This is a genomic window from Trueperella bialowiezensis (assembly GCF_900637955.1).
In the GTDB taxonomy this organism is placed as follows: Bacteria; Actinomycetota; Actinomycetes; order Actinomycetales; family Actinomycetaceae; genus Trueperella; species Trueperella bialowiezensis.
On the sequence record NZ_LR134476.1, the window covers coordinates 1,972,312 to 1,998,319 of the forward strand.

25 protein-coding genes are annotated in these 26,008 nt (G+C 57.8%); 18 read left to right on the forward strand and 7 right to left on the reverse strand.

Going from position 1 to position 26,008, the window contains the following annotated elements:
• Nucleotides 1–67: 67 nt before the first annotated feature.
• Entirely contained in the window at nucleotides 68–1,369 is a 1,302-nt protein-coding gene (locus EL234_RS08935) for an AI-2E family transporter (RefSeq protein WP_126417120.1), read from the reverse strand.
• Between the two features lie 103 nt (nucleotides 1,370–1,472).
• Between EL234_RS08935 and EL234_RS09425 the strand changes: the two genes are divergently transcribed.
• The 3 genes from EL234_RS09425 to EL234_RS08950 are packed head-to-tail and all read left to right on the forward strand — an operon-like array spanning nucleotide 1,473 to nucleotide 3,439.
• Nucleotides 1,473–1,994 (forward strand): hypothetical protein, encoded by a 522-nt coding sequence (locus tag EL234_RS09425; protein WP_126417121.1) that lies wholly within the window; start codon nucleotides 1,473–1,475, stop codon nucleotides 1,992–1,994.
• A gap of 7 nt (nucleotides 1,995–2,001) precedes the next feature.
• Nucleotides 2,002–2,775 (forward strand): HAD-IIB family hydrolase, encoded by a 774-nt coding sequence (locus EL234_RS08945; RefSeq protein WP_126417122.1) that lies wholly within the window; start codon nucleotides 2,002–2,004, stop codon nucleotides 2,773–2,775.
• Nucleotides 2,756–3,439 carry a vitamin K epoxide reductase family protein gene (locus tag EL234_RS08950; RefSeq protein ID WP_126417123.1) on the forward strand — a complete coding sequence of 228 codons (684 nt, stop codon included), beginning with the start codon at nucleotides 2,756–2,758 and terminating at the stop codon, nucleotides 3,437–3,439. The genes EL234_RS08945 and EL234_RS08950 overlap by 20 nt, the downstream gene beginning before the upstream one ends.
• A 24-nt stretch (nucleotides 3,440–3,463) precedes the next feature.
• Here EL234_RS08950 and EL234_RS08955 read toward each other — a convergent pair whose 3' ends face one another.
• Complete coding sequence (locus EL234_RS08955; protein ID WP_126417124.1) at nucleotides 3,464–3,895, reverse strand: HIT family protein; 432 nt, start codon at nucleotides 3,893–3,895, stop codon at nucleotides 3,464–3,466.
• 100 nt (nucleotides 3,896–3,995) lie between these two features.
• Here EL234_RS08955 and leuS point away from each other — a divergent pair, with 100 nt between their 5' ends.
• From leuS to pntB, 11 genes are all read left to right on the forward strand, one after another.
• The gene (leuS, locus tag EL234_RS08960) at nucleotides 3,996–6,872 is read left to right on the forward strand and encodes a leucine--tRNA ligase (protein ID WP_241969013.1); all 2,877 of its coding nucleotides are present in this window, start codon (nucleotides 3,996–3,998) and stop codon (nucleotides 6,870–6,872) included.
• A 102-nt stretch (nucleotides 6,873–6,974) separates the two neighbouring features.
• Entirely contained in the window at nucleotides 6,975–7,946 is a 972-nt protein-coding gene (locus tag EL234_RS08965; protein ID WP_126417125.1) for an aldose 1-epimerase, read from the forward strand.
• 91 nt (nucleotides 7,947–8,037) lie between these two features.
• The gene (locus EL234_RS08970; RefSeq protein WP_126417126.1) at nucleotides 8,038–8,916 is read left to right on the forward strand and encodes a ComEA family DNA-binding protein; all 879 of its coding nucleotides are present in this window, start codon (nucleotides 8,038–8,040) and stop codon (nucleotides 8,914–8,916) included.
• 8 nt (nucleotides 8,917–8,924) lie between these two features.
• Nucleotides 8,925–11,135 (forward strand): ComEC/Rec2 family competence protein, encoded by a 2,211-nt coding sequence (locus tag EL234_RS08975; protein ID WP_126417127.1) that lies wholly within the window; start codon nucleotides 8,925–8,927, stop codon nucleotides 11,133–11,135.
• Between the two features lie 515 nt (nucleotides 11,136–11,650).
• Nucleotides 11,651–12,262 carry a hypothetical protein gene (locus EL234_RS08980; RefSeq protein ID WP_126417128.1) on the forward strand — a complete coding sequence of 204 codons (612 nt, stop codon included), beginning with the start codon at nucleotides 11,651–11,653 and terminating at the stop codon, nucleotides 12,260–12,262.
• Complete coding sequence (locus EL234_RS08985) at nucleotides 12,222–12,932, forward strand: hypothetical protein (protein ID WP_126417129.1); 711 nt, start codon at nucleotides 12,222–12,224, stop codon at nucleotides 12,930–12,932. The genes EL234_RS08980 and EL234_RS08985 overlap by 41 nt, the downstream gene beginning before the upstream one ends.
• Nucleotides 12,933–12,937: 5 nt before the next feature.
• Nucleotides 12,938–13,657 carry an ABC transporter ATP-binding protein gene (locus EL234_RS08990; RefSeq protein WP_126417130.1) on the forward strand — a complete coding sequence of 240 codons (720 nt, stop codon included), beginning with the start codon at nucleotides 12,938–12,940 and terminating at the stop codon, nucleotides 13,655–13,657.
• Nucleotides 13,658–14,020: 363 nt separating this feature from the next.
• Nucleotides 14,021–14,257, forward strand: a complete 237-nt coding sequence (locus EL234_RS08995; protein ID WP_126417131.1) for a hypothetical protein — start codon at nucleotides 14,021–14,023, stop codon at nucleotides 14,255–14,257.
• A gap of 67 nt (nucleotides 14,258–14,324) precedes the next feature.
• On the forward strand, nucleotides 14,325–15,281 hold the full coding sequence (holA, locus tag EL234_RS09000; protein ID WP_126417132.1) for a DNA polymerase III subunit delta: 957 nt from the start codon (nucleotides 14,325–14,327) through the stop codon (nucleotides 15,279–15,281).
• Nucleotides 15,282–15,374: 93 nt separating this feature from the next.
• Nucleotides 15,375–16,907 (forward strand): Re/Si-specific NAD(P)(+) transhydrogenase subunit alpha, encoded by a 1,533-nt coding sequence (locus EL234_RS09005; protein WP_126417133.1) that lies wholly within the window; start codon nucleotides 15,375–15,377, stop codon nucleotides 16,905–16,907.
• A gap of 2 nt (nucleotides 16,908–16,909) precedes the next feature.
• Nucleotides 16,910–18,343, forward strand: a complete 1,434-nt coding sequence (gene pntB / locus EL234_RS09010) for a Re/Si-specific NAD(P)(+) transhydrogenase subunit beta (protein ID WP_197718438.1) — start codon at nucleotides 16,910–16,912, stop codon at nucleotides 18,341–18,343.
• Between the two features lie 67 nt (nucleotides 18,344–18,410).
• Here the strand turns inward: pntB and rpsT are convergent, their stop codons facing one another.
• The 4 genes from rpsT to EL234_RS09030 all read right to left on the reverse strand — a co-directional run bounded on the left by rpsT (nucleotide 18,411) and on the right by EL234_RS09030 (nucleotide 20,475).
• Nucleotides 18,411–18,677, reverse strand: coding sequence for a 30S ribosomal protein S20 (gene rpsT, locus EL234_RS09015; protein WP_126417134.1), 267 nt, complete (start codon nucleotides 18,675–18,677; stop codon nucleotides 18,411–18,413).
• A 241-nt stretch (nucleotides 18,678–18,918) separates the two neighbouring features.
• The gene (locus EL234_RS09020) at nucleotides 18,919–19,152 is read right to left on the reverse strand and encodes a CsbD family protein (protein WP_126417135.1); all 234 of its coding nucleotides are present in this window, start codon (nucleotides 19,150–19,152) and stop codon (nucleotides 18,919–18,921) included.
• Nucleotides 19,153–19,290: 138 nt separating this feature from the next.
• Complete coding sequence (locus EL234_RS09025) at nucleotides 19,291–19,863, reverse strand: type II toxin-antitoxin system PemK/MazF family toxin (protein ID WP_241969015.1); 573 nt, start codon at nucleotides 19,861–19,863, stop codon at nucleotides 19,291–19,293.
• Between the two features lie 12 nt (nucleotides 19,864–19,875).
• Complete coding sequence (locus EL234_RS09030; protein ID WP_126417136.1) at nucleotides 19,876–20,475, reverse strand: hypothetical protein; 600 nt, start codon at nucleotides 20,473–20,475, stop codon at nucleotides 19,876–19,878.
• Nucleotides 20,476–20,618: 143 nt separating this feature from the next.
• On the opposite strand from EL234_RS09030, the gene lepA reads away from it, so the two are divergent.
• From lepA to EL234_RS09050, 4 genes are read left to right on the forward strand one after another with little or no spacing between them, the layout of a single operon-like run.
• Nucleotides 20,619–22,478: a translation elongation factor 4 gene (lepA, locus tag EL234_RS09035; protein ID WP_126417137.1), complete on the forward strand. Its 1,860-nt coding sequence runs from the start codon at nucleotides 20,619–20,621 to the stop codon at nucleotides 22,476–22,478.
• Complete coding sequence (trmB, locus tag EL234_RS09040; RefSeq protein WP_126417138.1) at nucleotides 22,475–23,251, forward strand: tRNA (guanosine(46)-N7)-methyltransferase TrmB; 777 nt, start codon at nucleotides 22,475–22,477, stop codon at nucleotides 23,249–23,251. Before lepA ends, trmB begins: the two co-directional genes overlap by 4 nt.
• Nucleotides 23,244–24,404: a radical SAM family heme chaperone HemW gene (gene hemW / locus EL234_RS09045; protein WP_126417139.1), complete on the forward strand. Its 1,161-nt coding sequence runs from the start codon at nucleotides 23,244–23,246 to the stop codon at nucleotides 24,402–24,404. The genes trmB and hemW overlap by 8 nt, the downstream gene beginning before the upstream one ends.
• Nucleotides 24,405–24,437: 33 nt before the next feature.
• Nucleotides 24,438–25,046: a hypothetical protein gene (locus EL234_RS09050; protein WP_126417140.1), complete on the forward strand. Its 609-nt coding sequence runs from the start codon at nucleotides 24,438–24,440 to the stop codon at nucleotides 25,044–25,046.
• A 13-nt stretch (nucleotides 25,047–25,059) separates the two neighbouring features.
• Here the strand turns inward: EL234_RS09050 and EL234_RS09055 are convergent, their stop codons facing one another.
• Nucleotides 25,060–25,917 carry a DUF3097 family protein gene (locus EL234_RS09055; protein WP_126417141.1) on the reverse strand — a complete coding sequence of 286 codons (858 nt, stop codon included), beginning with the start codon at nucleotides 25,915–25,917 and terminating at the stop codon, nucleotides 25,060–25,062.
• Nucleotides 25,918–26,008 lie beyond the last annotated feature (91 nt).

Below are 26,008 nucleotides of genomic sequence, written 5' to 3' on the forward strand. Positions count from 1 at the left end.
GTAATCGTAGGGATCAGCTGCCCAATATTATTGCCCAAAAACCTCTGCGGTGCAGGGGCCGAAAGGCTTAGCTCTCCTCGTCCGCTGCGGTGACGGGTTCCGCGGCGGTTTTCTTGTTCTTGCGCGCCGCGCGTCGTTCGGCCGGAGTCAAATGCTGAGCGACCTTCTCGTCAAAGCGCTCCCAGTGCTGTTTGTTGAAATACTCAAATTCGCGTGGCGGCCCGCCCGGGCGGTCTTCCATCCGGTCAAGATAGGGATAGGTGTCGTGGCCTTGGAAGTACAGGATTGCCGTGTTGATCGCGGCGGCAAGCGGCACCCCAAACAGCGCGCCGAAAATACCGGCCACTGCCGAACCACCCGTGACGATGATGACGATGGCCAGCGCGTGCATGTTCAGCGCGTTGCCTTGTAACACCGGTTGGAGAACGTTTCCTTCGATCTGCTGGACGAGGATCACGCCCGCAAGCATGAGCAAAGCCATGCCGATGGACTGGGTGTTGACCAGCACGATGACGACCGCGAGGAACCCGGAAAGGAACGCGCCCACGATCGGAATGAACGAGAAGAGGAAGACGACGACGCCGATCGGGAACGCCAACGAGAACGGCGTCTTGAGCAGCATGGCGACTGCGGCGATGCCCACGGCATCTACTGCGGCCACGATGGCCTGGGTGCGCGTGTAATTACCGACCGTGACCCACGCACGGATGCCGGCCTCGTTGATGCGGGTCTGCTGCGAGTGCGGAGCAAGACGCACGAGCCAATGCCACAGGCGCCGGCCATCTTTGAGGAAAAAGAACAGTGAAAACAGGGTCAGAATGAGCCCGGTGAAGAACGAGGTCACAGTGGAACCGACCGCGGCCACACCACCCAGAATGGATGACGAGTTGTTCTTGATAGTCGTCTGAGCGCTTTCCCACGCGTCGTCGAGCGTGTTTTGCAGATCTGGGAACTGAGTAGTGACGACGTCGATGAGCGCGCCGATTCCTTTGGCCACCTGTTCCGTCAAGTCAGACAGGCCAGAGTAAATGCCAGTACCGGCGCCCACGAGCAAACCGACGATCAGGACGATGAGGCCGATGAGGGCACATGCTGCCGCGGCTGCTGGTGGCCAGTTCCACCGTGTGCGTAATTTAGCTGACAGCGGTTCGAGGATCACAGCCAGCAGAAGAGCGACCAGAAGCGCAATGAGAATCGTGGAGAATTTAATAGCAACCCAGCCGATTGCAATCGCCACGATCGAAATGACGATAATTCGCCACGACCATCCTGCTGCTGTTGCGAGGCTTTGCGGTACTGGCGAGCGGCGATCGGTGGCGCAATCACTCGGCTCTGCGGTTGGAGTGAGCTCGGTACTGTTATCGTGCATAGGTGCAAGCTTATAGCACTGACCTGGTTTTAGACACGATTGGTTTTGTCGGCGTCGAGTGAGACAATATCGGTGACGTTGTATTCGAGGAAAAGGAATCCTTATGTCTGAAAACAATACGAACGGACAGTTCCAGCCGGAAGGCGCCAACCAGGCCGCGAGCGGCCAGTCAGCGCCGAACCAGCAGTATGGCCAGCAGGGTTACCAGCAGCCACAGCAGGGTTACGCTCAGCAGGGATACGCTCAGCAAGGCTACGGCCAGCAACAGTATGCTCAGCAAGGCTACGGCCAGCAGGGCTACGCCCAGGCATACGGTCAGCAGGCCTACCCTGCTCAGGGCGGCTTTGGCTCGCTGTTCTCGTTTGACTACTCGCGTTCGTTCGCTGCAGGTCTCGCGAAGATCATCCACATCGTGGCTATTGTGGCCGCTGCTCTCATCGTCACCGCTAGCCTGTTCAATTTTATTGATTTGATCACGGCCAGCGAATACGTGCGCCCCGGTGGTCTGAGGATTTTCATTGAATTCATGAAGTTCCTCGCGGACATCGCCGTTGGCCTGTTCCTCGTGGGTGCAGCCCGACTCCTGGGTGAAGCTGCAGTGAACTCGGCACGTAAGGACGCCTAACAGATCCGTGACGTATCGACTTCTTGCTTTCGATCTTGACGACACGCTAGCCCCGTCGAAATCACCGTTACCACCGAGTATGGCGGTTACGCTTCGCGATCTTTTGGATATTCGCGAGGTGTGCGTGATTTCTGGAGGGAACTTTGAGCAGTTCCGAAGCCAGTTGCTTGCTGGTCTAGGCGCGGATACCGCCCAGCTCGGGCGCTTACACCTCATGCCGACCTGCGGAACCAGGTATATGAGGCACGATGGCGCGGACTGGGTGCCCGTGTACGTTCGGGACCTCACGCAAAGTGAGCGAGACGAAGCGATGCGGGTCGTCGAAGAAGAAGCCAAGAACCTAGGCCTGTGGGAGGCCGAGCCGTGGGGGCACATCATTGAGGATCGTGGATCTCAGATCACGTTCTCCGCGCTCGGCCAACAGGCACCCCTTGATGCTAAGAAGGCGTGGGATCCGAGCGGAGAAAAGAAGGAACGCTTGCGCGCGGCAGTTGCTGCCCGGCTTCCTGATCTCGAAGTCCGCTCGGGTGGTTCCACGTCCGTCGATATCACCCGTAAGGGAGTAGACAAGGCTTACGGCATCACCGAACTAGCACAACAGACAGGCATCGATATCGGCCAGATGCTCTTTATCGGGGATCGTCTAGATCCAGGTGGTAACGACTACCCGGTCATTAAAACGGGAATTGACACTCATGCGGTGTCCGGCTGGGAAGATACCGTCCAGTTCGTGGCAAATTTTGTAGAAAAGGCACACAACAGTGGCGAACACGTCCAATGATCTCGATGATTTAGACATTGCGGAGCTGGACCGCCGACTAGCGAAACTTCAAGCCAAAGCGACCGAGCATGAAAAGGCGGGGGGAGCAAGCCGGGAAACCGGGATCGTGTGGGTCGTCGCCAGCTTCGTTGGTATGTTCGCAGCTTTCATGCTGTTACTTGCTGAACGCGCATACCTCAAGAACCCCGCTGGCGATCTTTTATGCGATATTAATCCGCTGGTAGGATGCTCGTCTTGGTTTACAAAATGGCAGGGCACCCTGTTTTTTGACGTTCCTAATGCCCTGTGGGGAGCCCTGTTTTTTGCCGGAATGGTAGGCCTCGGGCTCGTCCTAGTCACGGGCGGGCGTATGCACCGCCTGCTGTGGCTAGCCGCCAGCGCAGGAACAACACTGGGCATGGTGTGGGTCCTGTGGTTCGGCTACCAATCCTACGGAGTAGAACGGTCGATCTGCCCGTATTGCGTGGTCGTATGGCTGGCGGTGATTCCGCTGTTCGTCCACGTTGTAGCGCGCACCTTGCAGGCCGGCCACCTCGGCGCCGGTGCGGCGCGAGTGGGCTCAACCCTCGTCCGCGACCGCTGGGTGATCGTCGGCGTCATCTACGGCCTGCTGGTGATCGCCACCGTCGTCGCCTTCTGGGACGTATGGGACCTGGTGTTCTAACCAGCGGCGATAAATGCCGAGTTTCTAGTTCGCACGCCCCGGAATCTTATCCGCGTAGCCCATGCTAGAAAGCGCTTCGCGAAGCTTGTCCATCGCCTGAGCAATCTCTTCCGCGGGTGCCTGCTGGGCGTTTTGCACGTAGGCGGCCTCTTCACTCTCGGCTGGAATCACGTGAATGTGGGTGTGCGGAACTTCGAAACCCAAAATGGCTGCCACAGCGCGCGGCACTCCGAAAGCGCGTTCTTGTGCCGAGGCGATCACCTGCGAAACTTTCGCCATGTGGGCGAAAACTTCCGGCTCGACGTCGTTGAACTTATCAACCTCGCGGATGGGGATCACCATGACGTGACCGGGGCGCATCGGTTCGATCGTTGAGATGACAGCACAGTGCTCGTCTTTCCACACGATATTTCCGGGGAGTTCGCCTGCAATAATCTTCGAAAAAACACTAGCCATGACTCCAGTGTACGGCGAAAGTCACGTCTCTCACAGTGGCTCTCACCAGGTCAGGGGTGCGGGCTTGGATAGAATGGCCGCGATTAGTCAAAGGAGTAATATGAACACGCCAGCGCATCGGTATACGGCAGAGCTTGCGAACCAGATTGAACTGAAGTGGCAAGATCGCTGGGATGAGAATGAGACTTTTCAAGCCCCGAATCCGGTAGGAGATTTGGCGCCTGCAGATGGTGAGAAGCTCACGAAGGATCCGTATTACTTGCTGGACATGTTCCCTTACCCGTCAGGTAAAGGGCTGCACGTTGGCCACCCGCTTGGCTACATTGCTACCGATACGCTCGCACGTTTTGCGCGTATGCAGGGCAAGAACGTGCTGTACACGATGGGATATGACTCCTTTGGTCTTCCTGCTGAACAGTACGCTGTACAAACCGGCCAGCATCCGCGGGTGACCACCGAGGAAAATATTGCGAACATGGCCCGTCAGCTGCGCAGGCTTGGCATGTCGCATGAAAAGCGCCGGTCTGTGGCCACCACCGACGTCGACTTCATGGGCTGGACCCAGTGGATTTTCCTGCAGATTTATAATTCGTGGTACGACGCCGACGCGCCCGGTCGCGCACCAGGCACGGTTGGTCGTGCTCGCCCGATCAGTGAACTTATTGAGGCATACGAGCAGGGAACAGTTGCGACGCCGGATGGTCGGCCGTGGTCCGAACTGTCCGAGGATGAGCGCCGCCAGGCAGTTGATAGCAAGCGTCTGGCCTACATTGACTACGCTCCGGTGAATTGGGCCCCCGGGCTGGGAACCGTGCTGGCTAATGAAGAAGTCACCGCCGAAGGGCGTTCCGAACGTGGAAACTTCCCCGTCTTCAAACGCGAGCTACGCCAGTGGATGATGCGGATTACCGCCTACGCTGATCGCCTTGCCGAGGATCTTGATCTGGTGGACTGGCCGGAAAAGGTGCGGCTCATGCAGCGCAACTGGATCGGCAAGTCGCACGGCGCGCAAGTGGATTTCGTTGCGCACAGTGCCGACGGCGATCACACGCTGCGCGTGTTTACTACCCGCCCGGACACCCTGTTCGGCGCAACGTTCATGGTGGTTTCCCCCGAGCATCCGATGCTTGCCGGTTCTGGGATTCCGCGCGAATGGCCGGAAGGTACGAAGGCCGTGTGGACGGGCGGGGCTGGCACGCCCGGCGTCGCCGTCACTGACTATCAGGCACAGGCCGCCCGCAAGTCCGAGGTTGATCGCGCTGATGACACCCGTGAAAAGACGGGCGTGTTCACCGGTATCTACGCCACCAATCCGGTCAACGGGAAGAAGATCCCCGTCTTCACTGCTGATTACGTGATGATGGGATACGGTACGGGCGCGATTATGGCCGTGCCGGCACACGACCAGCGTGATTTCGATTTTGCTAAGGCCTTCGATCTGCCCATCATTCCCACGATGAAACCGGAAGATGGCTTCGAGTGGGATAGGGCGTGGGAAGCCGACGGCGAGATCATTGATTCGGCGAACGACGAGATTTCGCTTAATGGTATGCATCTTGATGAGGCAGTCAAAGCGATCACCGAATGGCTCGAGAGCAAGGGGCTGGGCGAGGCGACTGTCACCTATCGGCTCCGGGACTGGCTGTTTTCCCGCCAGCGTTACTGGGGTGAACCGTTCCCGATCGTCTATGACGAGGACGGCCACCCCCACGATCTTCCAGAATCGATGCTTCCGGTCGAACTTCCCGACACGCCGGACTACACGCCGCGTTCGTTCGATCCCGACGACGCCGAATCCAACCCGGAGCCGCCGCTCGGCCGTCTTGATGACTGGGTGAACGTCGAGCTCGATCTGGGCGATGGGCCGAAGATGTATAAGCGTGACACGAACACGATGCCGAACTGGGCTGGTTCGTGCTGGTACGAGCTACGCTACTTGGATCCAAATAACACTGAAAAGTTTGTTGATCCGCAGGTTGAAGAATACTGGATGGGTCCGAACGAGAAGAAGAAGGCTGGCGGTACCGACCTGTATGTCGGCGGCGTCGAACATGCCGTGTTGCACTTGCTGTATGCCCGTTTCTGGCACAAGGTGCTCTACGATCTGGGGCATGTGAGCTCCTCGGAGCCGTTCCACAAGCTGTTCAACCAGGGTTACGTACAGGCCTACGCTTACACTGATTCTCGCGGCCAGTATGTTCCGGCCGATGAGGTGGAAGAAGTTGCTGCCGCAGACGGTTCGGGCGAGGTCACGTACATGTGGAACGGCGAGCAGGTCAACCGTGAATACGGCAAGATGGGCAAGTCGCTGAAGAACATTGTCACCCCCGATGAGATGGCTGAACAGTACGGTGCAGACACGTTCCGGGTGTATGAAATGTCGATGGGCCCACTTGATGTGGATCGCCCGTGGGAAACCCGGGCGGTTGTGGGCGCGCATCGCTTCTTGCAGCGGCTGTGGCGCAACGTTGTCGATGAAGAAACTGGGCAGATCGTCGTCGTTGATGAAGAGCCGGATCTGGAAACGGCGAAGCTGACAGCCCGGACGATTGTGGGCGTGGCTGAGGACTACGCGAACATGCACATCAACACGGCGATTGCCAAGATGATTGTGCTCAACAATCATTTGACAACGCGCGATGTTCCGCGTTCGGTTGCCGAGGCGCTCGTGTTGATGGTTGCTCCCGTGGCGCCGCACGTGGCCGAGGAACTGTGGGAGCGGCTTGGTCATGACGAGTCGCTGGCCTACGAACCGTTCCCGCAGGTCACCGATGAATCGCTGCTGGAAGATGACACGGTCACCGCGATCGTCCAGGTCAAGGGCAAGGTGCGGGACCGGTTCGAGGTCGCACCGGATATTTCTGCGGACGAGCTGGAAAAGCTCGCGTTGGCGTCCGAGAAGGTGCAAAAGTTCCTGGATGGTGAGCCGCGTAAGGTGATTGTCCGGGCACCGAACTTGGTGAACGTGGTGCCGTAAAACGCCGGCATTCCAAGCAGACTCCGTCCACAGGCTGGAATGGGGTCTGCTTACTACTCGAGACGCGTTACAGTTGTTCGAACTCAACAGAAAGGGCACGTGATGGCCGCTATCGACATCTCCGAGGTGGAGGCATTCGGGCGGAATGCGTGGAAGATTGTTTCTCCTACTGGAGCTACCGCGGTGGTGTCCAGCAGGGGCGCAACCCTCGTGTCCTGGCAACCCCAGCCCGGTGTGGAGTTGATATCGAGCTATGTTGATGCCAAGGAGCTTGATGCGGCTGTAGGTGGACGCGCGCTGATTATGGCGCCGTGGGCAGGAGCTATCGACGGCGGGTCCTATAGTTTTGACGGGGTTGACTACGAGATTGGCGACGACGCGCGCGGACTGGCATATGAGCAAGACTTTTGCCTAAGCTCAGCTGGTTCGACGCTGTCGCTTCGTGCGCAATTGCCGACGACGCCGGGGTATCCGTGGCCGGTTGAGGTAGCCGTGCATTATTCACTCGACTCGGGTGCGGATGGGGAAGAGCACCTGTCGGTGACGATTGTTGCCGTCAACCGTGCGGATACGGCGGCGCCGCTATCGCTGGGGTGGAGCCCGCACGTGAAACTGCCCGGACTGAGTGCGGTATCGAACCTTGGAGTATCCGTGCCGGCTCGTACTCGGATTTTGACCACGAGGTACGGCGTTCCACTACCTGGTGAGTCTGCCTATGCCGGGGTGAAGGCGCCGATGAAAATTGACTACCTCGGCGCAGTTAAGCTTGACGATTACTATCGCGGGCTCGTGCCGGATAACTACGGGGTGGTTGCTACCCGCGTGGTTGATCCGGCGTCGAATGCGCAGATTGTCCTCACGCAAGAGCCTGGTGAGGCGCCGGTTGTGCACCTCAATACTGGTGATGGTTTGAACCTTGGTGCGCGCGAGTCGATACAGATTGCGGCGATGTCCCATGTTCCAGACGCGTTTAACCGGCCCGACGCGGCCAGTTCCATTCGAGTGGCAGCAGGGCAGTCGCGCAGGATGACGGCCACGTTGAGCTATCAGGCGGCGGGCTTTAGCGGAAACTGAATCATTATCAACAGGTCGCCACATGGGCGTCATGTGCGATGCCTGTGGGTAACGTGCCGGGGCTCGTCTTCGTCACGCGCACAATAGCTGCATGACATCTCCACCTCCGCGCCGAACCCCCACCCGCAGATCGCCTCGCGTGCGTCACAATGGTGGCCAGTGGGGGAAAGCGCAGAGTTTTGCCCGCCAGGCACTGCGTGCCGGTGCTGGCGACGACGTCGGCTCGCTGACCACTAGCGCTACGGCCGAAGCTGAGCCTGTGCGGAGGCGTTTTGTGCTCGACGGGCGTTCGCTACGGCTGGTTGCGATATTTCTGACCGTTCTTACTCTGTCTGCCATTATTGCCGCGCTGTCGTCGCGCTCGGTCAACGTTTCTGCCATCCCGCCGAAAGACGAGAGCCAAACCGCGCCGGTGCGGGTAGAAGCAACGCCAGATCCGGCCACCAGTGAGACCTCCAATGCGCCGGGTAGCGAATCTGACGGCGAGGCTAGCTCGAGTGAGGTTGTCGTCCACGTGTCCGGTGCGGTGCGCAGCCCGGGCGTCGTCACGTTGCAGGGGGCTGTGCGCGTGGTCGATGCCGTTGACGCCGCTGGGGGAGCCAGCGACGACGCCGATCTATCGGCCATCAATCTCGCTCAACGTATCGAGGATGGAAGTCATGTTCACGTGCCCGCTCAGGGAGAAGCAGGCCCGGGCGGAGTGGTCTCCGGGAGCGCAACAGATCACGGTCAAGGAACAGACGGAGCAGGTAACGCTGGCGGTAGCGCGGGCAAGGAAAAGGTTAATGTCAACACCGCATCGCAGGCGGAACTCGAAACAATACCCGGCATAGGGCCGGTGACCGCACAGGCTATTATCGCTTGGCGCGATGAACACGGGAATTTTCGCTCCGTTGACGAACTGACGGAAGTAAGCGGAATTGGGCCGAAAACACTGGAACGCTTGCGAGACCACGTGCGGGTGTCCTAGGACTACCCGTGCACGATTACCGCCTCCTTCTTCCGGCGCTGATCTGCTGGGGTATTGCCATCATCAAGCCAGCAGATTACCTCGTGCTGAGTGCGATTGGCGCGCTTGTTTTGCTCGCCGGGCTGCTCAATAGGCGCTGGCTGTTAACAATCTGCGGGATAGCGGTTTTAGCATCTTGTGTGACGGGCGTGGCTCACGCCGTGGTCCAAGCTAGCGACGCCGTCACGAAACTTGCCACCGACAGCGCCACGGTGAGCGTCAACGCTGTCATTGACTCCTATCCGCGCTATCGCAACGGCGGCTACTCAGCCCGCGCCAACGTGCATACCATCACGTCTGGCACCGAGACCCACACGTCCACCCAGGGGGTTCTCATCAGGTGGTCTGAATCCGTGCCACATGCCGCAGCCCTCACCCGTGGCAGCGACTTCCACGGAACAGGCACCCTGCGATCTTTGCCTGCAGACTTTTCCGCGGTGGCCGCACTGGAACTCAGCGACGTGCAGGAGGTGAGCGAGCCGAGCACGACCGAGACGATCCGAAGTGCACTCAAAGAAGCGGTAGCTGATAGACCCTGGCACGCCCAGCTCATCCCCGGTGTCGTCGTCGGAGACGACACCGGCCTACCGGAAGACGCCACTGAGAACATGCGAATCCTCGGCCTGTCACACTTGACCGCCGTATCCGGCTCGCACGTCTCGTTAGCCATCGGCGTCGTCCTCGCCATCATCGGACGCACACGCCCCCTACTTGCCGGCCTCGTCAGTTTGCTCGCACTTGCCGGCCTTGTTGAACTCGTCGGAGCAGAAGCCTCAGTTCTGCGCGCCGGATACATGGGAATATTCGTCTGCATCGCGGTGGCGATTCGCCGATCAAGTTCCGCATTTCCGCTCCTGTGCCTGACCGTACTGATCGTCGCACTTACCGATCTCGACCTTGCTCGCAGCCTCGGCTTCCAACTATCCGCCATCGCAACCGGCGCCATCATCGCCTTTGGATACCCACTGCAACGCCACCTGCGTGAACACATGCCGTCCGCGCTCGCGGACGTACTCGCAATATCCGTCATTGCCGCGGTAGCGACTGGGCCACTGCTTTTCCGTATCCAAGAGGTTGCCTCGCTTTGGTCTGCGATCGCGAACGCGCTTGTGGCCCCGGTGGTTGCGCCCTTGACAATCCTGGGCATGGCTGGGGCACTCGCACTGCCCGTTGCACCATTCGTAGCAGTGCCAGTGCTCCGAGTCTGTGAATTATTTACCGGATGGATGGCAGGAGTTACTCACGTACTCATTTCCTTCCCGGGTTCACATCTACCTACGCCAGTCGCATTCGCGGGCCAGGTGTGCATCCTCGCTGCTGTTGTGTGCGCTATCTGGCGTGAAAAACTTCGCATGATCCTTATCGCCGTCGGCGTGCTTTTTTGCTCAGCAGCTTTAGTGCCATTCTTTCTTCGCCTGCCGGTGTTGACCCCCGGCAGTGCAAAGACGTCAAACTGGGAAGCAATCCAGTGTGACGTCGGCCAAGGCTCAGCGTTCGTTGCTCGCCGCGGCGGACGGACAGTGCTCATGGACGTTGGGCCAGAAGGCGGAAACATTTCGGGATGCATGGAGGCCGCGGGTATCGAGCATCTCGATCTGCTGATCATTAGCCATTTTGATGCTGATCACGTACGCGGGCTAGAAGAACTGCTGGCTACAGTGACCGTGGCCGAAGTCTGGTATTCACGCAACCTGCATCCGCATTACAATTCCGATCCAGCCTTCGAGTTGCTCGATAGCTCCGGGATTCAGCATCGGTCGGTCGCGCCGGGGGAGACGTATCGCGATGATACTGGCGAAACGTTTATCGACGTCGTCGGGCCCAGAATAACGACGGGCGCGGTAACCAGTACGAATGCCGACTCGCTCGTCGTCGTCATGAACACTGATTCGCACCGGGTGCTCGTCCTATCGGATGCTCCCTATGAACGCCAGGTCACGTTAACGGGTGTCGTCCACGATATTGACGTGGTTATTGCCGGCCATCACGGAGCAGCGGATCAAAGCCCAGAACTAGCCGAATCACTCAATCCGCGAATCTCACTATTTTCCGTGGGGGAGAACGACTATGGGCATCCGACCGAGCGAGCCCTCGAGATATGGGACGCTCCCATCGTGGCGCGCACGGATCAGTGCGGAATGATCACGTTGACGGCGCAGTCGGTCATCTCTGGATGTTAAAACACACGCTCCGGTAAACCGCTTTTCAATTCGCTACAAAATCCGCTTATAGCGAACGCTTGAGTTTCGTTTTTTCTAAAGACAAGTGATCAGCGCCACTGTAGGCTTGGATTAAATGGTTCTCAACAAGGAGAGAGGAAGAGCCGTGAAGAATAAGAAAGAATTGCCGCAATTGCCTTAGCGGCAGTTGCCCTAGCAGGTGCCGTGGCAGTGCCTGCTCATGCGGGAGTGGGATACCGAGGGACTAAAGTCGCTGGCTGTCAGGCGTACATAAATGGAAATCAAGCTTGGACTGATTGTTATAAAGCTGAGATTTCTGGCCATGTACAGACAAAGGTTTGGTGTACTGGCCAGGCGACACGAGTGAGTTCGAGAGTTTACGTGACCAAAGGTACCAGTGCGTATCAGATTGCCCAGACTAAATGTCTGGGCAATGTTCATACAGCTCAAACATATTTTAGCTAGAACTGAAACTCTAACATACTAAGTCAGCGTGTGATCAGATAGGAGTTTTGATGACGCGGCTCCTTTTTAGGCGCCCGCAAATGTTACGCTCATTGATCGTGACTGTGGTGGCATTATTTTTTTCAGTCACCATTTTCAACGACTGGAAGGTTAGTTATCACGGAGTTGGGCCGGGAATCTATTGCTCTTTTGTGTACGCGTTCGGGTTAGTTGGTGGATTTGCTTACCTTGAGCATCGAGCGCGAAAGACAGCGAGTGATAGCGTCGTTGCGGTGGCGTCACGGACATGGCTCAATGCGCGCTTTTTCACTGCGGATGTAATTCGACTAGCGTTAATTCCGCTGGGGACTTTGAGCGCTGTCATTATGATCGGTTCAGCGGTCTTGACCGGGCGTGGCTATCTGGAGCCCGAATACGTTGCCCTCACGGCAGCTTCTCTGATTTTTGCTATCGTGATGGGTTGGCTCATCGCATTCCTTATTGAGAATCCAATTATCGGTGTACTTCTGTCATATGTTTTAGTTTTTTTTCGCGCTAACGTTTTCTATACAACCTGCAAGGGAGTCTTACACGTGGATCAGCTTCGACATGAACGCATTGGTGCGAATGCTAATCCTTACTATGATCGTTCTTTGCGGTCTTTGGACAAGCGTTTGGGCTAAGGGAATACAACTTAGAAAAGTTCTGGGGACGACAGCGCTTATCGTCGTAGTTGCTTCAGTCTGGATTGCCACTCCCATTACGCTCGATACCAAACCGCGTACGAGTGCCATTCCACCAACTTGTCAGGATGTCGGATCTGACATGGTCTGTGTATGGCCTGAAGACGAATATAAGTTGCCTCACTTAGTGATGTACGCTGAAAATTTTCGCGAAATGATGGATACGATCGGAGCCGATATGGAGCCGACGCTATATGCTGAGCCAAACATCAAAAGAATTTCTGATGAAGCCTCAGTTGTTGATGGTGCGGTTCGGGAATATCCTGAATATACGCAGATAAGAGTAATCTACCCATTTGGTGCTGCTGAAGGATCTTGGGCAGCAGCCCGCGGTTACGTTGATCCTTCATTATGGCAGTGTGATAGCTCAGTTAGTCCGTTATCTGATGATGAGGTCCGGATGAATCATTTTCTTCTTTTAGATTTGATGACCAACTGGACATACGGTGATATCGGATACTCAGATTTTTCTTCTGGTAACCAAGAATACACAGAATCTAGTCACAGTCTTGGGGCTCAGCTGGCACCGCTTTCTCGTGAAGATCAGATCGCGAAGCTAGCGGACTATCTCACTCATTTTCGTGATACCTGCGAAATCTCTGAAGGGTGAATTTCATGAATAGTTTAACCATCAAAGCCGACAGCCTTGTGCAAGGCTACGGGAGAAAAGAGGTTTTACACTCATTAACGTTTGCACTCTCCGGGGCGAAATTGGTCGGCCTCTTGGGCCCTAACGGTGCAGGCAAGTCAACGTTAATTAAAACGCTCACCACACAGTATTCTCCGCAGGCCGGCGAGCTTAGTGTGTTAGGCGTTGACGTTCGTGACAAGGCGAGCGTACGCGTGCTACGCAAGTCAATCGGTTACTTGCCGCAGAATCATCAGGCGGATATGTCGTTCACTACCCAAGAATTTGTTGAGTATGCGCTGTGGATGCGTGAGTACAACGGTTCCCTCATTGGCGCAGCCCAAGAAGCGTTAGAAAAGGTGGAGCTGACCGACGAGGCTAGCACCAGGCTGTCAAAGCTCTCTGGGGGCATGTATCAGCGAGCAGGAATTGCTGCTGCATTAGCCGGACAGCCACCCTTACTTGTCCTTGATGAGCCGACTGTGGGACTCGATCCGAAGCAACGCTCGCAATTCCGCCGCTTGCTTCGTTCACTTTCCAACTCACTGTGCATTTTAAGCACACATCTCGTCGAAGATGTTCATGTACTAGCCGATGATCTCATTGTTATGAACAATGGATCGATCAGCTATTGTGGACCATCAACGTTCCCGGCTTCAAATAGCATTGAAGAGCTGGAGAAGCATTATGAGCAACTTCTCGGCTAGGCAGTGGAATCACAGTTTGCTTTTCCTGCGCATCCGGCGCATTCATGTGATCTTACCGGCTACGGTGTTGATAACGATTGTCGCGTTCGCGATCATGCCATCGTCGTATGGGATAATGGCGCTCAATGGGATTCGCGAGTTAGAAATCTACCGCGCTCTACCATGCATTCTCGGCATACTCTGTGGAGTTATAGTAAACCCTGTTGCTTCCGATCAAGAGCTTTTACGTGGAAATAGGACAAGACAGTATCGGGTCGTCTTACCGTTTGCTGTACTTGCTTTTTCCTTGTAGTGGTAAGCATTGTCGGGATCATTTTTGTTCAAATACACGCAGAATTTGACGTTGAGTCATGTTTGCCGCCGATGCTGTTCGCGACAGCTTTCTTTGCTGGTGTTTCGATCTGTTCAGCAGGCTTCCTTGATCGCGCATGGCAGCTGTTGCCGCCGATGCTGTGCGCTTTCCCAATGATCGGATTCGGCTATCGAACGGTAGACGTACCCCAAGAATGGAATGTGCTTGTGACGACGTCGAACGCCACGTGGGCTATGACTGTAGCTGTTCTCGTCTTCGCTTTTTCTACGCTCAGAAACCGGTATTAGAAAGCGGTACCTACTTAGTTTTCAACAGCGGTCTTCGCGAGCCGTGCAGGCATGGAATAATGTGGCCATGGTTGAGGTAGAGCTTGCACCGATCATGCTGATCAAAAGTGGGGAAGACGTGCTGGGTGATCGCGCCGTGCGATCCATTCGCACGCGTCTGCGCGAACGCGATCCGAACACGGACCTGGTGGATATCGACGCCGCAGCTTATGCGCCAGGTGATCTCACCGTGCTGCTGAGCCCATCGCTCTTCGGGGAGCCCAAGGCGGTCTTCGTGCCCAACCTAGAAAAGCTCTCCGCACCTTTCCAAAACGACTTGCTGGACTATCTCAAAGCCCCTGATCCTGAGTCGATCCTCGTGCTGCGCCACAACGGGGGAGCACGCGGCAAAAAAGTACTCGACGCGCTTCGCAAAGCCAAGGTCCCCACCGTCACAATCGCGAAAGTGAAATATGCAAGCGAAAAGAACAAGCTCGTCATGAACGACGTGCGCGCAGCAGGACGGCGGATAACAGCCGACGCCGTGGACGCCCTCGTTGCAGCCATGGGATCTGACCTGCGCGAACTGCTTGCCGCCGTGAGCCAACTCCTTGCGGATGTGGACGGCACGATTAACGAAGATCACGTGGATACCTATTTTGCTGGCAGAGTCGAAGCGACGGCGTTCAACGTGGCCGACGCCGTCGTCGCAGGAACCGCAGGCCGCGCCGTTGAACTGTCACGGCACGCGATCGCTACCGGTAACTCGCCGGTCGCAATCGTTGGGGCGCTTGCCGCGAAGTTCCGCGCAATGGCCCAAGTGCTTGGCCAGAGATCGGCACGAACCAAAGTGCACCTGAAGATTAACGACTGGCAGATCAAACGAGCAAAAGCTGACTTGCGTGGATGGAACAACGAAACTCTCGCCCGCGCAATCGGACTGATCGCGCAAGCAGATGCGGACGTGAAAGGCCAATCACGCGATCCGGAATTTGCAGTCGAACGAGCAATCGTCAACATCGCTAAGCTACGCACCCGTCGGTAACCGCCGTGTCTTTATGCGCGCCCGCGCGTAGGCGATTAAGCTAAAAGAGGCCAAAGCGTAACACGCAAGGCACACACGAATGAAGGAGCAAAGGTGCGGATAGGTGTACCCCGCGAGCCTGCAGGGCAGGCTCTCGTTGCCGCGTCTCCCGATACGGTAGGGAAATTAGTCAAACTCGGCTACGACGTCGCTGTCGAAAGTGGCGCTGGCGTGGCTGCGAGTTTCCCTGATTCTCATTATGCCGACGCCGGGGCGCTGATCACGAATAAGGAAGAAGTATGGGCGGCAGATATCGTCACGGCGATTGACGCTCCCGGGCAGACAGAACTTGATCTCATGCGGCGCGGTGCCACGCTGATCGCACGCATGTCGCCGCGCAGTAACGAAGCGCTGCTAGGCGAGCTGTCGAGCCGGGGGATTACCGGTTTGGCGATGGATATGGTGCCGCGTATTTCCCGTGCGCAGTCGATGGACGTGCTGTCCTCGCTGGCGAACGTGGGCGGCTACCGTGCTGTCATCGAGGCAGCGAACCAGTTTGGACGAGTGTTCTCCGGGCAGGTGACCGCCGCGGGTAAAGTGCCGCCAGCAACCGTCTATGTGATCGGCGCAGGCGTTGCCGGCCTGGCCGCCATCGGTACGGCAAAATCGATGGGTGCCATCGTCAAGGCCACCGATGTGCGTGCCGAAACCGCCGAACAAGTGGAATCGATGGGCGCACAGTTCGTTGAAATTCCGGTGGCAGCACAAGAATCCGCAGACGGCTACGCGAAAGAAATGGGCGAAGAACAAGCCCGCGCAGCTGAAAAGCTATACGCACAGCAAGCCGCCGAGGCAGACATCGTCATCACCACGGCCGCTATTCCGGGCAAGCGTTCCCCAATCCTGCTCACCGCCGACGCGGTTGCAAACATGAAGCCGGGCTCCGTCGTTGTTGATATGGGCGCCGGAAACGGCGGGAACGTCGTCGGCTCGCAGCCTGACGAGGTGGTCGTCACCGACAACGGCGTAACCATCATCGGATACACCGAGCTCGCCTGCCGCCTGCCCAGCCAGGCCTCGCAGCTCTTCGGCCAGAACGTCGTCAACTTCTTCAAGCTCACGACGCCGGGCAAAGACGGCAACCTCCACCTCGATCTGGATGATGAGATCGTACGGCAAATGCTCGTCACGCTGGAGGATCAGATCATGTTCCCGCCGCCGCCAGTCCAAGTGTCGGCCGCACCGGCGAGCCCGCCGCCCGCCCAGCCGCAACCTGAGGCTGTTCCGCCACAGCAGGAAAAGTCCTGGCTTGCTAAACACTGGTGGAAGCTCGCCGCCGTAGCGATCTTCGCCTGGCTTATCCTGTCGGCCCCACCGGGCATGGATGGCAGCTTCATGGTCTTCATTCTCGCCGTCGTGGTTGGCTTCTACGTCATCACAGCGGTCACCCATTCGCTACACACGCCACTGATGTCAGTGACGAACGCGATCTCGGGAATCATCGTCGTCGGTGGCCTGCTTCAAATCGGCTCCGACAACGTGGCAGTACAAATCCTCGCGTTCCTTGCGGTCGCGGTGGGATCGATCAATATCTTTGGTGGATTCACCGTCACCGAGCGGATGCTCAAGATGTTCCATAGGAGTTAAACATGGATCTAGTTACTATGGAAATGCCGATTGAGATTCGCTTCCAAACGCTGGCATACATTGCGGCAGCCGTTCTCTTCATTCTTGCTTTAGCGGGGCTGTCCAAGCAGACGACGGCGAAGGCCGGCAACCGCCTCGGCATGGTCGGCATGGGCGTGGCGCTCTTTGCCACGATCTGGGTAGTTCTTGCCAACGTGCAAGGCAACGCCGCTCTGGCCGCGATCCTTATCATTCTGGCTCTGGCGATCGGTGCGGGCGTGGGGATACCGGTTGCCCGCCGCGTCGAGATGACGCAGATGCCGGAACTGATCGCGCTGTTGCACTCGTTCGTCGGCCTTGCCGCCGTGATCGTGGGGTACAACTCGTTCATCCTTGAACCTGGCCGGGATTCCATCTACAACGCTTTCCACATGGGCGAGGTGGGTCTGGCCGTCTTCATCGGCGCTGTCACGTTCACAGGATCGATCGTGGCGTTCGCCAAGCTATCCGGAAAAGTCTCCGGCGCTCCGCTCGTGCTGCCGGCGCGACATTGGCTCAACGGTGGAGCAATCGTTATCTCGATTGTGCTCATTGTCTGGTTCGCACACACGCGCTCCCTAGGCTCGGGTTTCATCCCGCTCATTTTGCTGACAATCATTGCACTAGCACTGGGCGTACATTTGGTGGCTGCGATCGGCGGGGGAGACATGCCCGTCGTCGTGTCGATGCTCAACTCGTATTCGGGCTGGGCTGCCGCGATGGCCGGCTTCACCCTGAACAATTACCTGCTTATTATTACCGGTGCGCTCGTTGGTTCGTCGGGTGCCTACCTGTCGTACATTATGAGCAAGGCGATGAACCGCTCGTTCGTCTCTGTGATCCTCGGCGGTTTCGGCTCGGATGGCACGATCTCGGGCGAAGCGAAGGACTACGGCACGCATACGGAAACCGATGCGCAAGAAGTCGCTGAGATGCTCAAGGGTGCCAAGAAGGTCGTCATCACCCCCGGCTACGGCATGGCCGTCGCCCAAGCTCAGTACCCGGTGGCGTCAATGACGGAAAAGCTACGAGCAAGTGGCGTGGACGTCACGTTCGCCATCCACCCGGTGGCAGGCCGCCTGCCCGGGCACATGAACGTGCTCCTTGCCGAAGCTAACGTCCCTTACGACATCGTGTACGAAATGGACGAAGTGAACGACGAGATGGGTGAGGCCGACGTCGTGCTCGTCATCGGTGCTAACGACACGGTCAACCCTGCAGCTGAAGAACCCGGTTCGCCGATCGCTGGCATGCCAGTGATTAAGGTCTGGGAAGCAGACAAAGTGATCGTGTTCAAGCGGTCTATGGGCAACGCAGGCTATGCCGGCGTGCAAAACCCGCTGTTCTTTAACGACAACACGCAGATGTTGCTCGGCGACGCCAAAGACTCGGTGGAGCAGATCAACAGCTACCTGTAAAGCGGTCTGAAAAATATTGGGGGCGAGCCACACGGCTCGCCCCCAATCTTTAGCTGAGTTGTAGAACTTAGCTGTCGAGAGTTGCTACCAGCTTGGCAAGCTTCGACTTGCGGTTGGCAGCATTGTTCCTGTGCAGAACACCCTTGGACACAGCCTTATCAAGCTTACGGCTTGCAACACGCAGGCCTTCCTGGGCTTCCTCAACGTTGCCGGCTTCCACAGCCTCACGCGTCTTACGGATGAGGGTGCGAACTTCCGTCTTGACCGCCTTGTTGCGCAGGCGGCGCTTCTCGTTGGTCTTGTTCCGCTTAATCTGGGACTTAATGTTTGCCACTGAATAACTCTTTCGTTTGAAATGGTGGCCGCAAAGGGCCTCGGTCGGTTGAGGGCTTGTCACCTTCGGACTGAGGCGTGGGGCGCCCGTGGAAGAAGAATGACCGGACCTTTCACCCGACCAGGTTCAAAGTCCAAGAGAAGATTTTAGCAAAGCGAAAGGCTCCGCAAAAGCGGGAGCACGCGCGAACAGCGGTGCATCTGCTCACTTTTGCAGAGCCTTTACGCTACTTAGGCTGGTGTTACTCTGCCTTGTTGTCCTCGTCATCATCGCCGGAGAAGGCTTCCTGAACCTTGTTGGCCAGCTTCTTCGCCTCGTCCTTCACAGTGGAGACAGCATCCTTGATGGCGGCCGAGCCCTGCTCCTTCTTGCCATCAAACTCGAGGGCGTCATCGCCCGTCTTCTCGCCAATGGTTTCCTTGGCCTTGCCCTTCGTCTCTTCGAACTTGTTCTTCGCGTCATCTGCGAGACCCATGTTTGCGCCTTTCTTTCGTTCTTCGCCGCTGGGGCGCTTACGTCACCCACCCTAGGTGATAACGCTTGATGGGTTCCAGATAGCAGCGAAATTGAAGCGCTATTTGGCTGAGCGCGCAATTCAGGCAAATATGTGTGCTCAGCTATGCACATTCTTGATGGCGCGCACGACGTCGTCAAAAATATCTTTACGCACATAGGAGCCTTCCCGGCGAATCTGGCTGCCGTGAGCTACAAGCAGGCGATCGAGCCGCACCTCGGAGGGTCGCCTGCGTGGATCCCAGCCGCCTGTTCCGATGTCCATCCAATACCGGCCGTGCTTGGCCTCCCTGCTGGCGGCTGGCGTTTTGTCTTTCGACGTCATTTGCGCAAAAATGACGTGCTCTTCCGTGTCGGCGACGACGAGCACCGGGCGATCTTTTCTACGCCCGTCGTTTTCGTCAAACGGCACCCACGTCCACACAACTTCGCCAGGATCAGGCGCCCCGTTGCGAACGGGTTCGTATTCGAAGTCGGGCAGGCCGAAGCGTGCGACGTCGTATTCCACCGCTTTCTCGTGCGGCCCCGGAAACGGTGAGGCGCTGTGCTGAGGAGATGGTGAAGCAGCACGCTTGGGTGCTCGTGAGGTGCCAGGCTTGCGAGGTGGCGGGCTGGCGAGTGACGTGAGCCGCCGGGTGATTCTCTTCAGATTCGACCACATTGATCTGTCCACCAACATAACCCCTTAAAATAGGATGAAGAATGCGACGAGCGTGAAAATACCGACGACGGGCAACCCCACCAGCGTGATGATTGCGCTGAGGATCGTCCAGCGCAGGTCGTCCTTTAAATGCGGCGCGGCCTCGATACCTCCAGCTGCGGCTATCGCTGCTCGTTGCGCAGCTTCCAGACGTGCCATGAACGTGTCTTTTCTGTGCGCGGATTCGGCCTCAGCGGCGCGCTGCCGATCTCGCGTCGCTAACCGCTCTGCTTCTTGTTTCATTCCTGCCGGATTGGGCCCGGGAATGGTATTGCCGTCCTCATCAATGACAACCGCAGGAGTGTCCGCGGTGGCTTCAACACGGTGATCAAGATAGGCATCAAGCCTGTTTTCCAGACGCTGGCGGCGCACAGCAAAGAAAACGAGCACACCAGTGGAAACTAAACCGACGCAAAAGGGTAACCACGCCGACACGCTCGACTGCCTGCTCCCAGCAAGCCAACCGACCACGAGGAGAATAGCGTTAGCTACGGCAGAAAGGACCACGAGCGCCTGCCCGGGAGCGCGCGAAAGCCGTTCGAGGACAGGCAGAACAAGATTGAGTGATCCGGCACCTAAACTCATGGCCCCATTGTGTCACGAGTGGCCATCCGCTGGCAGTACCGTGCTGCCAGGACGCGCCGCCCGCGAAAATTCACATGTACCGGTGCGGCTCGTGGCGGGTGGCGCTGGTATCGTGGAACAGAACTATGATCTGAAGGAGTTTCGTGCCAGTTTCGAACGTTGCTGAGCTGAAAGAGATTCAGCCCTCTGCGACTGACCAGTCGAGGATCCGCAATTTCTGCATCATCGCGCATATTGACCACGGCAAGTCAACCCTTGCCGATCGGATGCTGCAGCTGACCGACATCGTCTCTGATCGGGAAATGCGCGCGCAGTACCTGGATCGGATGGACATCGAACGCGAACGCGGTATCACGATCAAATCGCAGGCAGTGCGCATGCCATGGTCGGTGGATGGCGAAGCCTACGTGCTCAACATGATCGACACGCCAGGCCACGTCGATTTCGCCTACGAGGTCTCACGTTCGCTTGCCGCTTGCGAGGGCGCCATTTTGCTCGTCGACGCCGCCCAGGGCATCGAAGCACAGACGCTGGCAAATCTTTACATGGCGATCGAAAACGACCTCACCATTATTCCCGTGCTCAACAAGATCGACCTGCCAGCTGCCAATCCGGACAAATACGCGGCAGAAATCGGCGGTCTGCTTGGTGTGGATCCGAGCGAGGTGCTACGAGTATCGGGCAAGACTGGCGAGGGCGTTGAAGACTTGCTGAACCGGATTATCGAGGAAATCCCTGCACCATCCGGCGATCCTGCAGGCGAGCCACGAGCCATGATTTTCGATTCTGTATATGACTCCTACCGCGGTGTTGTCACGTACGTGCGAGTGGTGGACGGCGCGTTGGCACCCCGCCAGCGGGTACAAATGATGTCCACGCACACCGATCACGAACTGTTGGAAATCGGGGTCATCTCTCCAGAGCCAAAACCGGCTGCTGGGCTGGGCGCGGGCGAAGTGGGATACCTGATCACGGGCGTGAAAGAAGTGCGCCAGTCGCGCGTGGGCGATACGGTCACGGACGCCCGCAAGCCAGCTGACACCCCACTTGCCGGATACCGGGATCCCAAACCGATGGTGTTTTCCGGAATCTACCCGATCGACGGCTCCGACTATCCGGCTCTTCGCGACGCCCTCGACAAGCTCAAGCTCAACGACGCCGCCCTGACCTACGAGCCGGAAAACTCAGTCGCGCTGGGCTTCGGCTACCGCTGCGGCTTCCTCGGCCTGCTCCACCTGGAGATCATCACCGAGCGTCTGTCCCGCGAATTCGATCTTGATCTCATTGCGACCGCACCATCGGTCATCTACCGGGTGATTGCAGAGGGCGGCCACGAACACGTGGTGTCCAACCCGTCGGAGTTCCCGGAAGGCAAGATTCAAACAATCTACGAGCCGATGGTCAACGCTACGATTTTGACGCCGTCGTCGTACGTGGGCGCAACGATGGACCTGTGCCAGCAGCGCCGTGGTTCCATGCAGGGCATGGACTATCTGTCTGAAGATCGGGTGGAGCTACGCTACCGCCTGCCACTGGCGGAGATCGTCACTGACTTTTTCGACCAGCTCAAATCCCGCACACGCGGCTACGCCTCGCTTGACTACAAGGAAGAGGGCGAACAAGAGGCCGATTTGGTCAAGGTTGACATCTTGCTCAACGGTGAAAAGGTCGATGCGTTCTCCGCGATCGTGCATCGCGACGACGCCTACCGCTACGGCGTGGAAATGACCGGCAAACTCAAGGAACTCATTCCACGCCAGCAGTTTGAGATCCCGGTCCAAGCTGCGATCGGCAGCCGCATTATTGCTCGCGAAACGATTCGCGCCCTGCGTAAAGACATGTTGGCAAAGTGCTATGGCGGCGACATTTCGCGTAAGCGTAAGCTGTTAGAAAAGCAGAAGGAAGGAAAGAAGCGCATGAAGTCGATTGGGCGCGTAGACGTGCCGCAAGAGGCGTTCGTGGCAGCGCTTTCCTCGGACATGCCGGAGTCGAAGAAGAAATGAGCGAGAACAACCCGAACTACGGGCGAATCCGATCGTTTTCACGGCGTGGCTCGCGCCTAGGTGACAAGTACGCTGAGGTCATGGCCGAGTTCGGCGACCAGTACGTGATCGACTACCCGCAAGGTGAAGCGCAAACCACGATTGCCGACGACGCCCACATCAACTTAACGAAAGAATTCGGCCGGCCTGGCCCGCTCGTCGTTGAAATTGGTCCGGGTTCGGGGGAGCAGACGATGGCAGCCGCGCTGGCTCGCCCCGAATGGAACTTCCTCGCGCTGGAAGCGTGGAGCCCCGGCGTCGCACGCTGTGTGAATGCCGCCGTGCGTGAGGGCGTGCGTAACGTGCGGATCATGGAAGTAGACGCCGCCCAGGCGCTGCCGATCATTTTCCGTGACGGCCCGGATGCAAATCCGCGGGCGCGGGAATTGTGGACGTTCTTCCCCGATCCGTGGCGGAAGAAGCGCCACCACAAACGCCGGCTGGTGAGCGACGACTTCGCGGCCACGGCCGCGCTCGTGCTTCAGATGGGCGGGATTTGGCGGATGGCCACAGACTGGGCGGATTACGCGTGGCAGATGCGCGATGTGGTGCAAAACAGCCCGTATTTTTCCAACCCGTTTTCGTCCAAGAACCCCGACCCGGCCGATCAAGGCCAATACCAGGGCGGGTTTGCAGACAGGTGGTCGGGCCGAGTGATGACCCGCTTCGAAAAGCGCGGCATTGAAGCTGGCCGGAAGATTTACGACGTCGAGGCGATCCGGGTTAGTGGCTGACCCTTTCACTACTGAGCAGCTTTCAGGGCCGGTAGATCGGCTGTCCGCCTACGTACATATCCCGTTTTGTGCTGCTAGGTGCGGCTATTGTGATTTCAACACGTATACGAATCTTCACTTTGGCCAGGGCGCAAGCGCAGCGGAATTTGCTGACACGCTCCTACGCGAAATTGACGCGGCGCGCGCACTGATCGAGCCGGTAGCGCCGCTGCGTACAGTGTTTTTCGGCGGCGGAACGCCGACTCTGCTTCCCGCACGCGACCTCGCGCGGATTCTGAAGGCTTTAGGCGATGCGTTCGGGCATCCGGCTGGTGAGGTGACAACGGAGGCGAACCCGGAGACTGTCACAAAACAGTATTTGGCCGAGCTGCAAGAGGCTGGGTTCACCCGTTTTTCGTTTGGGATGCAGTCGGCGCGTTCGCACGTGCTGGCGGTTCTGGACCGGCAACACACGCCCGGTCAGGTAGAAGCCGTGGCCGGCTGGGCGAGCGAGCTCGGCCTTGAGTTTTCGGTGGACCTGATTTACGGCGCGCCAGGCGAGAGCTTAGACGACTGGCAGGCCTCACTGGATGCGGCCATCGCCTTAGAACCTGGGCATATTTCGGCTTATGGGCTCACGATTGAGGACGGCACGAAAATGGGTGCGCAGGTGCGCCGCGGCCTGCTCCCCGAACCTGATCCGGACGTGCTGGCCGCCAAATACGAGATGGCTGACGACTCGCTCACCGCAGCAGGCTATGACTGGTACGAGGTGTCCAACTGGGCCAAACCTGGCCGGCAGTCCGAACACAACCGGGCCTATTGGACGAACTCGAACTGGTGGGGATTCGGCCCAGGCGCACATTCACATATTGACGGCGTGAGATTCTGGAACGTGAAACACCCCATCGCCTACAGCCAGAAGCTTGCCGGACGGGAGCTGCCGATTGCGGACGGCGAACAGTTAAACGCCCAGGAGCGGCGCGAGGAAAACATCATGCTCGGTATTCGGCTGAAAGAGGGTATTGTGATTCCTGACAACACGCCCGCGGAGGTTGTGGCTCAGCTGATTGGTGATGAGCTGATCGAAGCCAAAGCGGCTTTCGCCGGGCGGATACGGCTGACGCGCCGCGGCAGGCTGCTTGCAGATACCGTCACACGCGCACTTCTTTGATCGGAGGGCATCATTTTCGTCCGTGATTACATCGTGATCGCAATGATCGCCGTGCTCTTTGGTGGGCCTACGCTCTACACCCTGCATACGCTGATATCGAAAAAGTCCACCGGAACGTGGGACGAGGCCTCGCGATTAAAGGGGCGGATGCGCTCGGAAGGCTGGCGGGTCAAAGACACCGTTGACAACCTTGCTAAGTTCTTGCTCCGCGCCGAGTACACGCCCGAGTTTTGGCCGATCACCGTCAAGGCTGCCGGCATTGAGGCGATTACGCCGCGCCGAGCGGTTCCGATGTGGCGTGCGGTTTCCTTCGTTGCGCCCTCGATTGGCACGCACATGTTTTTTACGATTGAGGTGCCGCAGCGTTCGGATGCCACAGAAGCTGAGTTTTCCGAAGCGCTAGTACGGGTATCGGACGGCGAGCTCACCTACGAAGGTTATGGTGACGTGCCAGAGTTTCTTAACGACGCCGTTCGGCGTTTTATCGCCGGTTGGCCCGGCCTGCAAGCAGTACACTTTTGTGGAGACATGATCACCTACATGTTTGATGGCAAACGTCACGACCAGATCGAGCGGCTGAAGACGGTGGCACAGAAAGCACCGGATATTATTCGCCATCTTCCCGCTAGCGTGTGGAAGTAGGCGCGGGCGGGAGTTAGTTGCCGGCGGCGGTGACGAAATCGATGAGCTCTTCCATCCTGCCTAAAAACGCGGGCTCCAGATCGCGGTAGTCGCGAACCGAGTCGAGGATTCGTTTCCACCCCAACCCCACGTCTTCGGCCGTGGCGTGTGGCCAGCCGATCCGTGCGAGCGTGCCCACCTTGATGTCTTCACCGCGTGGCACGGCGGGCCAGGCCCGAAGCCCGATCACGGATGGTTTGATGGCCTGCCAAATATCCACGTACGGATGGCCGAGCACGAGTACGCCCGGCATTGCTTGCACGCGCTGTGCGATCCGCGCTTCTTTCGAGCCGGGCACAAGGTGATCGAGCATGACTCCTGCACGTTTAGCGTCACTTGGGCCGAACATTGTGAGGATGTCCTCAAGGTGATCCGCACCAAAGAGCTCTTCGATCATGATGCCCTCGTAGGCGAGGTCGGAGCCCCAGATTTTTGACACGAGTTCGGCGTCGTGTTTGCCTTCCACCCAGATCCGTGAGGCTTTGGCCACCCGTGCTTCGTGGTCAACGTGGAACGAGCCGGAGGCAGTGATTTTTCTGCGCGGTTTGACGTGCGCGTCTTTGGGCGGCGGAGGGGTGAGCGACACGGGTCTGCCTTCCAACCAAAAGCCCGGGCCGAGTGGGAAAGAACGGCGCCGATAATCGGCGTCTTCCAACTCCATCTGCCACTGGCCAGCCACCCGGCCTACAGACATGACTTCTCCGACGAAACCGCTGGCTGGTTCCTCCACAACCATGCCGACCTCCACGGGAACTTCACGGCTTGCAGGCGCGGGCTGAGCGGCCAGCACGTCGTGGCCGTAGCGGTCGGCAGAGAATTGTGTTGGAGCCATAGGGATGAGCGTAGTCAGTTTGCCCGCTGGATAATTATTCGACACGGCGTAGAATTAGCACTCGAAAGGACTGAGTGCTATTGCGAGGAGG